Annotated in this window: 12 protein-coding genes; 3 read left to right on the top strand and 9 right to left on the bottom strand. The window is 55.6% G+C overall.

The genetic code is table 11. The features are described from left to right. The coding region (locus ATHL_RS03450) for a lytic transglycosylase domain-containing protein (RefSeq protein ID WP_062189821.1) at positions 1-2,265 on the top strand (2,265 nt) is incomplete at its 5' end. 54 nt (positions 2,266-2,319) lie between these two features. On the opposite strand, the gene ATHL_RS03445 is transcribed toward ATHL_RS03450, so the two are convergent. The 4 genes from ATHL_RS03445 to ppdK form a co-directional block, all read right to left on the bottom strand. Continuing rightward, a complete protein-coding gene (locus ATHL_RS03445) occupies positions 2,320-3,594 on the bottom strand; it encodes a dihydrolipoamide acetyltransferase family protein (RefSeq protein WP_062189813.1) in 1,275 nt (424 codons plus the stop codon). Then, positions 3,587-4,564 (bottom strand): alpha-ketoacid dehydrogenase subunit beta, encoded by a 978-nt coding sequence (locus ATHL_RS03440; protein WP_062189811.1) that lies wholly within the window; start codon positions 4,562-4,564, stop codon positions 3,587-3,589. The genes ATHL_RS03445 and ATHL_RS03440 overlap by 8 nt, the downstream gene beginning before the upstream one ends. Before the next feature lie 9 nt (positions 4,565-4,573). Next, positions 4,574-5,533, bottom strand: coding sequence for a pyruvate dehydrogenase (acetyl-transferring) E1 component subunit alpha (gene pdhA / locus ATHL_RS03435; protein ID WP_062189809.1), 960 nt, complete (start codon positions 5,531-5,533; stop codon positions 4,574-4,576). Between the two features lie 221 nt (positions 5,534-5,754). Further along, complete coding sequence (gene ppdK / locus ATHL_RS03425; RefSeq protein ID WP_084001144.1) at positions 5,755-8,454, bottom strand: pyruvate, phosphate dikinase; 2,700 nt, start codon at positions 8,452-8,454, stop codon at positions 5,755-5,757. A gap of 221 nt (positions 8,455-8,675) precedes the next feature. Between ppdK and ATHL_RS03420 the strand changes: the two genes are divergently transcribed. Beyond that, positions 8,676-9,074, top strand: coding sequence for a response regulator transcription factor (locus ATHL_RS03420; RefSeq protein ID WP_062189807.1), 399 nt, complete (start codon positions 8,676-8,678; stop codon positions 9,072-9,074). A 133-nt stretch (positions 9,075-9,207) separates the two neighbouring features. Next, on the top strand, positions 9,208-9,504 hold the full coding sequence (locus tag ATHL_RS03415) for a hypothetical protein (RefSeq protein ID WP_062189805.1): 297 nt from the start codon (positions 9,208-9,210) through the stop codon (positions 9,502-9,504). A gap of 63 nt (positions 9,505-9,567) precedes the next feature. Here ATHL_RS03415 and ATHL_RS03410 read toward each other — a convergent pair whose 3' ends face one another. The 5 genes from ATHL_RS03410 to ATHL_RS03390 all read right to left on the bottom strand — a co-directional run. Continuing rightward, positions 9,568-10,545 (bottom strand): sodium:calcium antiporter, encoded by a 978-nt coding sequence (locus ATHL_RS03410; RefSeq protein WP_062189803.1) that lies wholly within the window; start codon positions 10,543-10,545, stop codon positions 9,568-9,570. After that, a complete protein-coding gene (locus ATHL_RS03405) occupies positions 10,542-10,892 on the bottom strand; it encodes a hypothetical protein (RefSeq protein ID WP_062189801.1) in 351 nt (116 codons plus the stop codon). Before ATHL_RS03405 ends, ATHL_RS03410 begins: the two co-directional genes overlap by 4 nt. Before the next feature lie 16 nt (positions 10,893-10,908). Beyond that, positions 10,909-11,697, bottom strand: a complete 789-nt coding sequence (locus ATHL_RS03400; RefSeq protein ID WP_062189799.1) for an alpha/beta fold hydrolase — start codon at positions 11,695-11,697, stop codon at positions 10,909-10,911. Then, on the bottom strand, positions 11,663-13,183 hold the full coding sequence (locus ATHL_RS03395; RefSeq protein WP_062189797.1) for a tRNA nucleotidyltransferase/poly(A) polymerase-related protein: 1,521 nt from the start codon (positions 13,181-13,183) through the stop codon (positions 11,663-11,665). Before ATHL_RS03395 ends, ATHL_RS03400 begins: the two co-directional genes overlap by 35 nt. A 7-nt stretch (positions 13,184-13,190) precedes the next feature. Further along, positions 13,191-13,529: phosphoribosyltransferase (locus tag ATHL_RS03390; RefSeq protein ID WP_272897330.1), on the bottom strand; the 339-nt coding region annotated here is incomplete at its 5' end.

Genomic DNA, 13,529 nt, shown 5'->3' with positions numbered 1-13,529 from the left:
CCCACCCCCACTCCAACACCCCTGCCTGCCGCCCGCCTTCATCTGGCTGAAGACGCCCTTTTCCTGGGCGATTTTGAGCAAGCCCTCGCCCAATACCAGGAAACCTATGCCGAAGCAAAGGATGCTGAAACCCGCGTTGCTGCTGCCACCGGCATTGGCCGCGCTCTATTCAACCTGCGCAACTATCCTTCGGCTATTACCTGGTTCACAACTGCCATTGAGGAAAATGCACCGAATTCTGATCCTTCAGAAGCCTGGTACTACCTGGCTGAAGCCCAGATGATTCAACAGAATTACGCCGCAGCCGCTGAAGCCTATGCGAAGTACATGGAGCTTCGTCCTGGCCTGCTCGACGGTTATATTCAACAATGGCGCGGCGATGCTCTGCTGGCAGCCGGAAACGCCCCTGCAGCCATAGAAGCCTACCGGGCAGCTCTCGAAGCATCTCCTCCCGGTGATCCATCCTGGATTCGCATTAAGCTGGCCCGAGCGTATGCCATGGCGCAGGATTACACCTCCGCAGTCACTACCTATCTTGACGTTTATCAGACCTCCAGCGATGACAGTGCACGCGCCAACGCTAATTACCTGCTCGGTCAGCTTTATCTTGAACTCGGAGAGACCGAACAGGCGTACGCCCGCTTTACCGAGGCCATTCTCCGTTTCCCCGCTGCCAGTGAGAGCTACTCCGGCCTGGTTGAACTGGTCAATGCAGGGATACCCGTCAATGACCTCGACCGGGGTAAAGTAGATTACTTCGCCGGGCAATATGGACTGGGTGCCGATGCCCTGACCCGCGTCATCGAAAGCGGTTCGGCACCGGCTGAGGCCTGGTTCTACCGCGCTCTCTGCCGCAGAGCGATGCGTGAATACGGCAATGCGCTGGAGGACTTCAATGTGGTGATCCAGAATTACCAGGGAGATGCTGTCTGGTCACGTGCCTATAGCGAAAAGGCGTTTACCCTCTGGGCATACCTCGATCAATACCAGCAGGCCGCTGAAACTCTCCTTGAGTACGTCCGCCTGGCCCCCGATGCTTCCGATGCCCCTGACCGGCTTTATGAAGCCGCCCGTATCTTCGAGCGGGGCGGTTATCTCACCAGAGCCGCAGAAACCTGGGAACGTGTCATCGATGCTTACCCTTCCTCCAGCAATGCGTATCGCGCCCTGTTTCTGACGGGAATCACTTTCTACCGCCTGCAGAATTATTCCGGTGCCCGCACCATCTTCCAGCGCGCACTGGTGCTCTCCTCTTCCCCTGGCGACCAGGCTGCGGCCTATCTCTGGATCGGAAAGACCCATCAGGCAGAAGGGCATCCTGACCTGGCGCAGGAAGCCTGGCGCCAGGCCGTACAAGCCGACCCAACCGGTTATTATAGCGAACGTGCCGCCGAATTGCTCATCGGGCGCCCACCATTCTCCATCCTTAACCCCTTTGACGTGGGGTATGATCTGAATGCAGAACGCCCCACCGCTGAAGCCTGGTTGAAAACCACTTTCAACCTGCCACCCGAGACCAACCTGGCCGATCTGACTTCCTTCATGAGTTCCCCGGCCTTTCTCCGTGCCGAAGAACTGTACCGCCTGGGCGAGTATGCCCTGGCACGCGATGAATATGAGACCGTGCGGCAACAGGTGCTTAACGACCCGGTGCAGACCTTCCGTCTGATGAATCATCTTCTGGAGAAAAATTTTTACCGCCAGGCCATCCTTTCCAGCCGCCAGATTCTTGACCTGGCCGGGTTAGACGACGCTGGTACCCTCAGCGCCCCGTCCTATTTCAACCACATCCGCTTTGGCATCTACTTCAAAGATCTCATCCTCTCCGCCGCCGACGCTGAACAGTTGAATCCTCTTTTCCTCCTCAGCGTCATTCGCCAGGAGAGCCTCTTTGAACCCTTTGCGCGCTCCTCTGCAAGCGCCCGCGGCCTTCTTCAAATCATGCCTGCCACCGGCCAGGAACTTGCCACTCAATTGAACTGGCCACCGGGATACACCGACCGTGACCTTTCTCGCCCCGTCGTTTCTATCCGGTTTGGAGCGCGCTACCTGGCCCGCCAGCGCGATTATTTTAACGGAGACCTCGTGGCGGCCCTTGCGGCTTACAACGGTGGACCGGGCAACACCCTTCAATGGGTAGAACTCTCAAAGGGCGATCCAGACCTCCTTCTGGAAGTCATCCGGGCCGATGAAACCCGCCGTTATATTATGAACATTTTTGAAAATTTCAATATTTATCGCCTCGTTTATGAGCGCAAGCCATAAAATTAAAAAAACCGGCCTGGGTTGTTCCAGGCCGGTACAAGAACGCCATACCTTTCACAGCAGCAAGCGTAACGGCTCTTCCAAATACTTCCGGAGAGCCTGCATAAATTGAGCCGCTTCAGCCCCATCGGTCACCCGGTGATCTGCCGAGAGGGTGGCTTTCATCCTCATACCAACGCGTACTTCATCCCCCTCCACCACAGGTACTTTCTGGGCAGTACCCACCGCCAGTATAGCCGCCTCGGGTGGATTGATGATCGCCCCGAAGTTTTCCACATCGAACATACCCAGATTACTGATCGAGAAAGTAGACCCTTCAATATCTTCAGGACGCACTTTCCCCGACCGGGCCCGCAACGCAAGATCGCGAACCTCGCTTGAGATCAGCCGTAAGGGCTTCAGATCAGCATCCCGGCAAACAATGGTCAACAATCCTCCCTCCACGGCAACGGCTACACCGATATTAATATGCCCGTGGCGGATAATTTCTTTTTCAACAATCGAGGCGTTGAGGTTTCGGAATTCTCGCAAAGTAAGCGCTGTCGCTTTAATGATGAAGTCGTTCACCGTCAATTTTTGCCCTTCAGGCAAGAAAGCATTCAGCTGGCTTCGCAAGGCCATCAGCGCTTCAACGTTATAACTGGCAGTGACGTAAAAATGAGGCAGTTGTTGCTTCGATTCCACCATTCGCCGACCAATGGCGGCACGTAACTTCCCGATGGGAAGCCGTTCGTCCTGAGGGGCCGCCGCTGTCTCGCTCCACAGAGGCATCACTGGCGGTTGTACAGCCGGCGCTGGGGGCATTTCGGGGGGAATCACTGCGGCAGGAACAGGTTGAGCCGCCGCCGCCAGCGCGGCCTCAATATCTTTCCGCACGATGCGCCCTCCCGGCCCGCTTCCCCGAATGCCTGCCAGGTCCACCCCCTTTTCCAGAGCAAGGCGGCGGGCCAGCGGTGAAGCCTTGATCCTTCCTGTCTCCCCTGAAACCTCGAGAGCCGCCGGAGCTTCAGCTTCAACGGGCACCTCGGCCACAGCAGACTTCTCAGCTGCGGGCGCTTCCATCCCACCCGGAAGATCGGTTACCTGCTCACCCGGCGCGGCGATCACCGCGATGGGCGTTCCAACCGGCACCACAGAACCCTGCTCTACCAGGTGCTTGTACACAATGCCGCTCGCTACCGATTCAACTTCAACCGTGGCTTTATCGGTTTCGATCTCTGCAAGCACCTGGCCTTTTTCAACGGCTTCTCCTTCAACCCTCACCCAGCGCACCAGCGTGCCTTCCTGCATGTCAAATCCCAGTTTGGGCATGGTGACAATTTCAGCCATGGAGAACCTCCTTAACCGCTGTGATTACATCCTCCACCCCGGGGATCGCCGATTGCTCCAGCGTGCGGTTATACGGTAACGGGACTTCCTTTTGAGCCACCCGTTTAATGGGAGCATCGACATAGTCGAAAGCTTCTTCATAAAGCCGGGCGGCTACTTCAGAACCCACCCCGTAGGATTTCCACCCCTCTTCCACAATCACCGCGCGATTGGTCTTCTTGAAAGAAGCCAGAACGGGTCCCATGTCCAGCGGGCGAAGCGACCGAAGGTCGACAATTTCCACCTCGATCCCTTCTCTGGCAAGCTGATCAGCCGCTTTGGTAGAAACCTCCAGCATCTTGCTGTAGGTAACCAGCGTGAGATCACGCCCCTCACGCTGAACGGTAGACTTTCCCAGGGGAACAATATAATCGCCCTCCGGCACCTCACCGCGCACCTGGTAGAGCGTGGCGTGTTCGATGAAAAGTACCGGGTCATCACTTCGGATGGCAGCCTTCAACAACCCTTTGGCGTCAGCCGGGGTACCCGGGGCGACTACTTTTAAACCCGGAAAATGTGCAAATATGGCGTCCGGTGTTTGAGAATGGGTAGCTCCAAGCTGGCGCCCGCCGCCGCTCACCGCACGGATCACCAGAGGGACGGTCATTTGCCCGCCAAACATGTAGTGGATTTTTGCCGCCTGATTGACGATATGATCCATCGCCGAAAAGGCAAAATTAATGGTCATGATCTCTGCCACGGGGCGCAACCCTGTAAGTGCCGCACCAATGGCCGAACCCACAATCGCAGCTTCAGCAATGGGAGTATCACGCACCCTGTCAGGCCCAAAATGATCATAGAATCCCTTGGTGACAGCATAAGTTCCGCCCCACACTCCCACTTCTTCCCCAAGGATGAATACCTTGGGGTCTCGTTCCATCTCTTCCCATAACGCCTGAGAAATTGCTTCGCGCATCGTTATTCTAGCCATGGTACCCTCTCACGCCTCGACGTAAACGTTCGTGTAAAGTTCTTCCGGTGCCGGTTCCGGGCTGGCCTCGGCAAACTCCACCGCATCCTGAACCACTGCCATTGCGTCATCATCCAGTGCGTTCAGCTCATCCTCGGTGCCGATCTTTTGATCGATCAGATAACGCCGGTAAATGCCAATGGGGTCATTCTCCTGATAACGGTGTACTTCCTCGGGCTTACGATAACGCTCCGGATCACCCATGGAATGCCCTCGAAAGCGGTAGGTAATAGCCTCCAGCATCATCGGCCCGGCGCCCTGACGGATCTGCTCGATCATTTCTGATGCGACCTGGCGCACTTCCATCAGATCCATGCCATTCACTCTACGGCTGGGCATGCCATAACCCAGGGCTTTTTGTGAAATCTCCGAAACCGCAGAGGCCCGTTCTACTGCTGTTCCCATCCCATACAGGTTGTTTTCACACACCCAGAGGACGGGCAAATTCCATACTTTGGAAAGATTAAGCGCTTCGTGAAAATAACCGATATTCGTTGCTCCGTCCCCAAACATGCACATCGTCACAGCCTGATTGCCCACATAGGCATCACCCAGGGCCAGGCCGGCCGCGATGGGCAAATGAGCCCCCACAATAGCATGCCCTCCCCAGAAGTTTTTATGCACATCGGCCATGTGCATCGAACCGCCCTTCCCTTTTGAGCAACCTGTAGCTTTGCCCAGCAATTCTGCCATCACTTCGCGTGCCGAAAGGCCGCAGTTGATCGCCACCCCATGGTCACGATACGCTGTGATCACCCGATCCTCAGGGCGGCGCGCCGAAATCAACCCGGTTGAAACGGCTTCCTGGCCGATGTAAAGGTGTAAGAAACCGCCGATCTTGCCTTGCTGATACAGTTCGGCGGCTTTCTCTTCCAGGCGGCGAATCACCACCATTTCGTGGTACAACCTGAAATGCTCACTTTTTTCCATGAAAATCCTCCCGATGAGAGCCCGCTTCGAGACAGTACCTTTTCAGGCACTGCCCAAAAACTTGGTAAATTGTGTTTTCTGATGAAATTATATCAAAACAGGAGAAATCGTCAAAAATTCGTGCAATACCCCGTGAGGATTGTCCATCCCATACTTCCAAAAAAAGACATGCAACCCTGAAAAACCAGGATTGCATGTCTTGATTAACTTTCAACAGCCAACTAGCTGTATTTCAGGGCAGCCTGGGCTGCAGCGAGGCGGGCTACCGGCACACGGAACGGTGAGCAGCTCACGTAATTCTGGCCGATGATATGGCAGAACTCGATCGACTCGGGGTCACCACCATGCTCGCCGCAGATACCCACCTCCAGGTCGGGACGGGTCTTGCGGCCATCTTCCACGGCCATACGCATCAGCTTGCCCACACCTTCGCGGTCCAGGGTCTGGAAGGGGTTCTTCGGTAAAATACCCTGTTCCACATACAGCACCAGGAAGTTCCGCTCGGCATCATCGCGGCTGTACCCGAAGGTCATTTGCGTCAGGTCGTTGGTGCCGAAGGAGAAGAACTCGGCCAGCTCGGCGATCTCGCCTGCGGTCAGGGCCGCGCGCGGAATCTCGATCATCGTACCGAACTTGTACGAGAAGTTGACGCCTTTTTCTTCCATCACGGTCTTGGCAATGCGCACCAGGCGCGGTTGAATCCACTTCAACTCGTTGACCGTTCCTGTCAGCGGGATCATCACCTCAGGTTTGACCACAATCCCGCGTTTGGTGCAATCCGCAGCCGCCTCGAAGATCGCGCGCACCTGCATTTCAACAATCTCAGGCATGTAAATGCTCAGGCGCACCCCGCGCAAACCCATCATGGGGTTGCTTTCGTGCATCGCGCGAATGCTGGCCAGTAATTTTTCTTTTTCGACCAGGCCTTCGGTCTCACCCTTCACCCGCATGGTGATCACCTCTTCGAGGAGTTTTTCCTCATCGGGCATGAACTCATGCAGCGGCGGGTCGATCAGGCGGATAATTACCGGGTAACCGTCCATGGCTTCGAACAGACCGGCGAAATCTGACCGCTGAGAGGGCAGCAACTCATCCAGAGCCTTCTTGCGCTCCTCGGTAGTTTCAGCAAGAATCATGCGCTGAACGATCGGCAGGCGCTCCGGCTCGAAGAACATGTGCTCGGTGCGGCACAGACCAATCCCCTTGGCGCCATAAGAACGAGCCCGCTGAGCATCCTTCGGATAATCGGCGTTGGCCCACACCTGCAGGCGGGCAATTTCATCCGCCCACTGCAGCAGTGTCAGCAGATCTTTCTGCTCTTCCAGCTTCGGCACGGTCAGCTCCAGTTTGCCCAGGTAAACCTCTCCTGAGCCACCGTCCACCGAAATCCATTCCCCTTCTTTTACCACGATGCCATTGGCGCTCATTTCACGTTTTTCAAGATTGATGCGCACCGCAGAGGCACCTACCACACAGGGCACACCAAACTGACGCGCCACCACCGCCGCATGAGAGGTAGCGCCACCTTCGCTGGTCAGAATACCTTTGGCGGCCAGCATCCCGTGCACGTCATCGGGCTTGGTGAAGGGACGAACCATGATCACATCCTGGCCTTCTTCCTTCGCCATGCGCTCGGCGGTATCGGCATCGAAATACACCCGGCCTACAGCCGCACCCGGCGAGGCATTAACACCTGAAGCAAAGAAGCGCCCTTCTTTCTTGGCTTTCTTCTTGCCTTCCTCATCAAACTGCGGGTGGAGCAGGGCATCCACCTGTTTCGGCGTGACGCGCTTGATGGCTTCCTTGCGGTCGATCAGGCCTTCATTCACCATATCTACAGCGATTTTGACCGCCGCGCGGGCAGTGCGCTTGCCGTTGCGCGTCTGGAGCATCCAGAGCTTCCCGCGCTCAATGGTGAACTCCATATCCTGCATGTCTTTGTAATGCTTTTCGAGAAGTTCGCAGATCTGCATGAACTGATGATAGGCTTCTGGCAGTTTCTCCACCATCTTCTCGATCGGCTCGGTATTGCGGATACCCGCCACCACGTCTTCACCCTGGGCATTCAGCAGGTAATCGCCATAGACCTTGCGCTCGCCGGTAGAAGGATTGCGGGTGAAGGCAACACCCGTACCCGAGTCCCAGCCCATGTTCCCGAAGACCATGGTCACAATGTTCACCGCGGTGCCCAGGTTATCGGGGATGTTCTCTGCGCGGCGGTAATCGCGGGCGCGTTTACCGTTCCACGACTTGAACACTGCCTCGGTCGCCAGGCGCAACTGTTCGATCGGGTCTTGCGGAAAATCGAAGCCTTTCTGTTCCCGAACGACCTTCTTAAAGATCTCCGACAGTTCTTTCAAATCTTCAGCGGTCAGATCGGTGTCAGCCTGGGCTCCTTTGTGGGCCTTGAACTCATCCATCGGCTCTTCAAAGGCCTCGTCAGGCAAACCGAGCACCACAGAGCCAAACATCATAATCAACCGGCGATAAGAGTCGTACACAAAGCGGGGATTCTCGGTGAGTTTGATCATCCCTTCCACGGTCTGATCGTTCAAACCGATGTTCAACACCGTGTCCATCATCCCGGGCATCGAGAATTTTGCCCCGGAACGGCAGGAAACAAGCAAAGGATTCGAGGGATCACCAAACTTCTTACCGCTGGCTTCCTCGATCTTTTTCAGGGCTTCCAGCTCCTGTTCCCACATGCCTTCGGGGAATTTCTCACCGGCTGCCAGATAGGCGTTGCAGGCTTCGGTAGTCACCGTGAAGAACGGAGGCACCGGCAAACCAATGCGGTACATTTCAAAAAGGTTAGCACCCTTTCCCCCTAACAAACCGCGCACATCATCCCATGCGCCGCCGACGTATTTCGTCGCCTGATCCAGCTCATTAAATACATAAACCCATTTTTTTTCTGCCATTTGGAGACCTCCATGAAATTTTCCACCCCAGAAACTGGGGAAGTTGCGCTAAAAAATCCTAAAAATTCTACCACAATCCCTGTCGGTTACATAGTTTTTTAAAGCAATCCACAACGGGAACCCCGGCAACCTTTCCTGGAGCTGTAAGCGGTTTGAAAGGTGTAAACCCCGCGGTTTGGTTGATAATAGGATTATCTTATTCTGGGGAACTGTGAATTTCTATGCGCGTACTCGTCATTGATGATGATACCGGGATGACCGATCTGCTGACCATCCTCCTCACGCCTGCCAGTTCACAGGTGTTGACCGCCAATTCAGCTGAAGAAGGGATCCGCATTCTCCTCAAAGAAAAACCCGATGTCGTCATTCTCGATCTGCTTCTCCCTCCTGAAAACGGCCTGCAGGTTTGCCAGCAAATTCGTGAGCTCAGTAATGTGCCGTTGCTCATCCTCTCCGACTTTGACACTCCCGGTATGGTGGCTCAGGCCCTCGACCACGGAGCGGATGATTACCTGACCAAACCGGTATCCAGCGGCACGCTCATCGCCAGGCTTCGAAAACTGGTAAGGAGGTCAAACCCTATAAAAAAAACCGACCCCCTGACCAAACCCACGATCTGAGCTCTCTTCCTTAGCCTATCTCATCCTCCCTCCTTTGAACGATGACGGCTCCGCTGCAGGAGCCGTCATCCATTCATCCAATTCGTAGTAAAATAATCTCCATCCAATCTCAGGAACCTGAGGAGACCATTCCATGCAGACCTGCTCTCGTTGTCACAGTCTCGCCGCCGATACTGACCTCACCTGCCCCACCTGTCAGGCCGATCTGCGCGAAAGCTCAACCACAGCCGTGGCACTGCGTGAATTTCAAAACAACCCGCGGGTTATCATGATTCATCTTGCTGTTGCAGAAGATGCCTGCCCCACCTGTCAGGCGATGGCAGGCACTTACCCCAAAGACCGTGTGCCTCGCCTGCCGATAGAAGGATGCTCTCATCCCCAGGGTTGTCATTGTTTCTACCAACCCTTGCTGGGAGAAATTTTTCCATAATCCCACCAGAGGTCCCTTTGACCCGCACAACTCACCGGCCATCCCAACCCGAGACCCGGTAACTCAACCCTTAATGTACACCAGATACAGCCCCGCAAAGTAAGACAGGAATAACAACCACCCGTCTATTTCGAGCAGCCAGATGCGCCGTTCAAGGCGGGCAATATTACCAATCATCCCCAGCAAAGTCATTACCAGGCCAATCAACCCCGCCAGTAAGAAAACTGGGTCGATCATTCCCAAAAAACGACCGTTCAGCAAGAACACATCGGCCACCCCGATAGCAAAGACGTTAAACATATTGCTCCCGAACAGGTTGCCCACCGCAAGGTCAAACGCTCCAATACGAGCGGCCGCAATGGTGGTCATCATTTCGGGCAACGAAGTAACGATGCCCACCAGAGTAGTGCCAATGAACCCATTGCTTAAACCGGTGATCTCTGCAATCGCCAGGCTACTCTCCACCAGCCACGGAGACACAATGACCAGTAAAAACGCCGCCAGTCCAAAACCTGTCAGGCCCACCCATAAAGGCGGGGTCGTTTCGTCAACCTGTTCTTCTTCCAGCAGAGCACTGACCCCGGAGCTTTTGCGCAACATATACACCAATCCCACATACGCCAGAATGATCAGCAGGCTATCCAGCCCGACCCAGCCAATCGACAGATCAAGATTGGCCAGCATCATGGTCAACGTCAGACCAATTAACAACGCCGCTGATGCCCCGCTCAGCGCATGGCGGTTATAAATGACCCGCAGAATACGCTGATTACGGAAAGAGATATCCAGCAGGGCCAGCATAAACATATTGAACATATTACTGCCGAACAAATTACCCGCCGCCAGGTTGACCGCCCCCTGTTGGAATGAATTCAGAGTCGTAAGAAATTCGGGCAACGAGGTGGCTCCGGCCATCAAAATTGTGCCGATGAATAACCGGCCCAGGCCAGTGCGCAGAGCAATCACATCACCAAATTCTGCCAGCTTGGTGGCGGCAATCACCAGCAGGGTTGCACTGAGAACAAATTCAAACCAGATCATGGGGCGGGTCTCTCCACAGGCACACCCTTCACGGTGAATAGCGGCCAGGCTGCAAAAACTCCGGTATTGGGGCGATCCAGGTCGCCAACTACTTTTTCGGCAGCATCGCGGCAGCGATAGACGGTCTCTTCGTCAGGGACAATCGAAAGCAGGGTGTAGTTGCCTTCAATATTTGAAGAAACACGCGGCAGGTTATATCGTGTTGGAATGTTCAGCCGCTTGGTACGATGCCTGAAAATCCCGGTCGATTCCAGGATCGTCGTCCCACCCACCCCAATTCCATACCAGGCATCCAGCACTTCATCCAGCAGTGCCGGATCATCCAGCACAAACAGCACCATGTACATCGCTATCGCTCCCTTCTCAACCCGATTGATCGCCCTGATTAACCCGCCTGACCAGCCTGCGCAAGGCGTCAGCCACCAGCTCCGGTCGCTCCCACATCACCATGTGCCCACCACCGGGGATCACCACCAGTTCTCCCTGTGGAAGCAATCGGGCGGTTTCCTGTGCACGCTGGAGGGTAATCAGTTCGTCCGCCTCTCCACCAATCACCAGTGCGGGAACATGGATCGAAGGTAATAAGCCGGTCAAATCTGGCCTCATGGCCATTCCGCGCAGAGCAGCGCTTACGGCCTGCGGGTTAGCCTGAAGCATTAAAGCTCGCGTTCTCTCCAGAACTTCAGGATAGGGACTGTAACGCATGAGGGTGGCCTCTACCACCGCCTCAACACCACGATTTTCAACCTCTTCAGCCAGCCGGTTACGGCCTTCTTTACGGTCTGGGGCATCCGCTGCTGCGTGGCTGGTCACCAGTGCCAGCCCGGCCAACCTTTCGGGGAATGCCCTGGCGAAGGCCAGGGATACATATCCCCCCATCGAATGCCCGGCAAGGATCGCCTTATCGATGTGCAATCGGTCGAGCAAGGCGGCCAGATCTTCCGCCAGGCACTCCATCGAATAGACACCCTCGGTCACCGGGGAACGGCCAAAACCGCGCAGGTCGGGTAGAACTACCCGCGCATCTGCGGCCAGCAGTTTGGCAACCTCACCCCAGATCGTGCGGTCAAGCGGAAAACCATGCACCAGCACCAGGGGTGTGCCTGTTCCGAATTCCTCAGCAAACAGTGGAACCGCCTTGGGTTGAGTCATTTTCACCGCCTTTCTGTTGCAACAGTACAGATTGAGCCAGCTCCAGAGCTTCTTCCCGGGTGGTAACCTGGCCGGCCGCCTGAGCCTCTCGAATGGTTTCAAGCAGGTTTCCGACCACCCTGCCCGGTGCAAGCCTGAACACCTCAATCAGATCTCTACCCGTCACCAGGCGGGGTGGCGATACCACTTCATCGTTCTTCTCCCAGCGAGCCTCCATCAATGCACGGCAGGTACGCAATTCGGCCAACCAGCGCTCCTGGGGCAGGGTGTGTCCATAGACCGCCCACAAATCGGCCAGCGAAAGCAGACAGACATCCACCCCTGCCGGCCCGGTATCACGGAAAAATCGATAAATCGCCCGACGGGTGGGTGATTCTCCGGTGTTGGCCAGCCAGTGCACCCGCATGTGTTCTCGCAGAATGACGCTCAACCGCTCCACTTCCTGGTTGGAGAACACCAGCGCACGAGCACGTTTTTCACCTATAGCCGTGCTCTGTAATTCGTGTCCAAGAAAACGTAAACGCCCATCTCCATCCATCGCTGCCGTAAGGGGTTTACCGGTGTCGTGGAACAAAGCCGCCATTTTCAACAACCCTGTCACACGGCGATCGTTGGGTAAGGGGTCATTCAAATGCTCTTTCAGGTTCTGCCGATACCTCCCAAGCCATAAAACAGCGGAGGCAAGCGTCAGTCCCTGGGCTGAGTCCTCCCGAAAGTCTCCCGCCAGCACCTCAAGCAGCGACTCTAACCGATCCACACACGCCAGGGTGTGTTCCCAGACATCCCAGATATGCGGAGGTGGTTGTTGAACCCCGCGGAGTGCCTGAAGCTCAGGGAATAAGACTCCAAGAAGTCCGGTGTGCTCCATCAAACGCACCACCAGACTGGTTTGCCGTCCCTCCACAATCCTCACCCACTCATCACGAATCCGTTCTGCTGAAATGCGCGAGAGCCTTCTCGTCGCTTCTCGAACCTGGCCGAGGGTCTCGCGTTCAATATGAAACCCGAGCGACACTGCCAGTCGCACCGCGCGCAGGGCACGCACCGGGTCATCAAGTACGCTGGTGGAACGGCAAGCCCGCAGGCGTTTTTCTCGCAAATCCGTCGCCCCTGCGCAGGGATCAATGATCCGTTCAGGCTCACGCAGCGCCACAGCCATCGCATTCACCGTAAAATCACGAGAAGCGAGGTCTTCCTCCAGCGTGGCAAAACGGATCTCCGCAAAATCCAGGGTAAGGCGCCGTCCATCTTCATCTCTCAGCACCACCCGGGTGGTACCACGCTCACGGTCAAGGACAAACAAACCGCCCTCCAGGCGGTCTGCTACCCGTCTGGCCAGTGAATAAGTATTGCCCCGCAGAATAAAATCCAGGTCGTGAACGTCTCTCCCCATCAGCCGGTCACGAATGCCCCCCCCAACCAGAAAAACATCCATACCAGCAGGGGCAGATTCGGTCACTACTGTGAGGATTCGATCAATCTCCATTCTGGCTTCAATCAGAGTTCGAGCCGTGGTAGCGCTTCAGATCAACCACGCCAATGAAGGGTAAATTGCGATAATAGTCATCAATATCCAGGCCATACCCGAACACAAACTTATTCGGAATTTGAAAGCCTATGTAATCCACCGGTACGGCCACTTCCCGCCGTTCCGATTTATCCAGCAATGCACACACTTTAAGGCTACGCGGGTGCCGGATGGAAAGAAGTTCCAGAACGTGAGATAGCGTTCGGCCGCTATCTATAATAACGTGAGTTCGGGTTAGGCGGGCAAGGGCAGGCAATTGTCCAAGCCCAAAGAAGGTTTTGACGGTCGGCGGCAGTAAGCGATC

The organism is Anaerolinea thermolimosa (genome assembly GCF_001050195.2).
GTDB lineage: Bacteria > Chloroflexota > Anaerolineae > Anaerolineales > Anaerolineaceae > Anaerolinea > Anaerolinea thermolimosa.
This window is presented reverse-complemented; position numbering and strand designations above follow the sequence as displayed.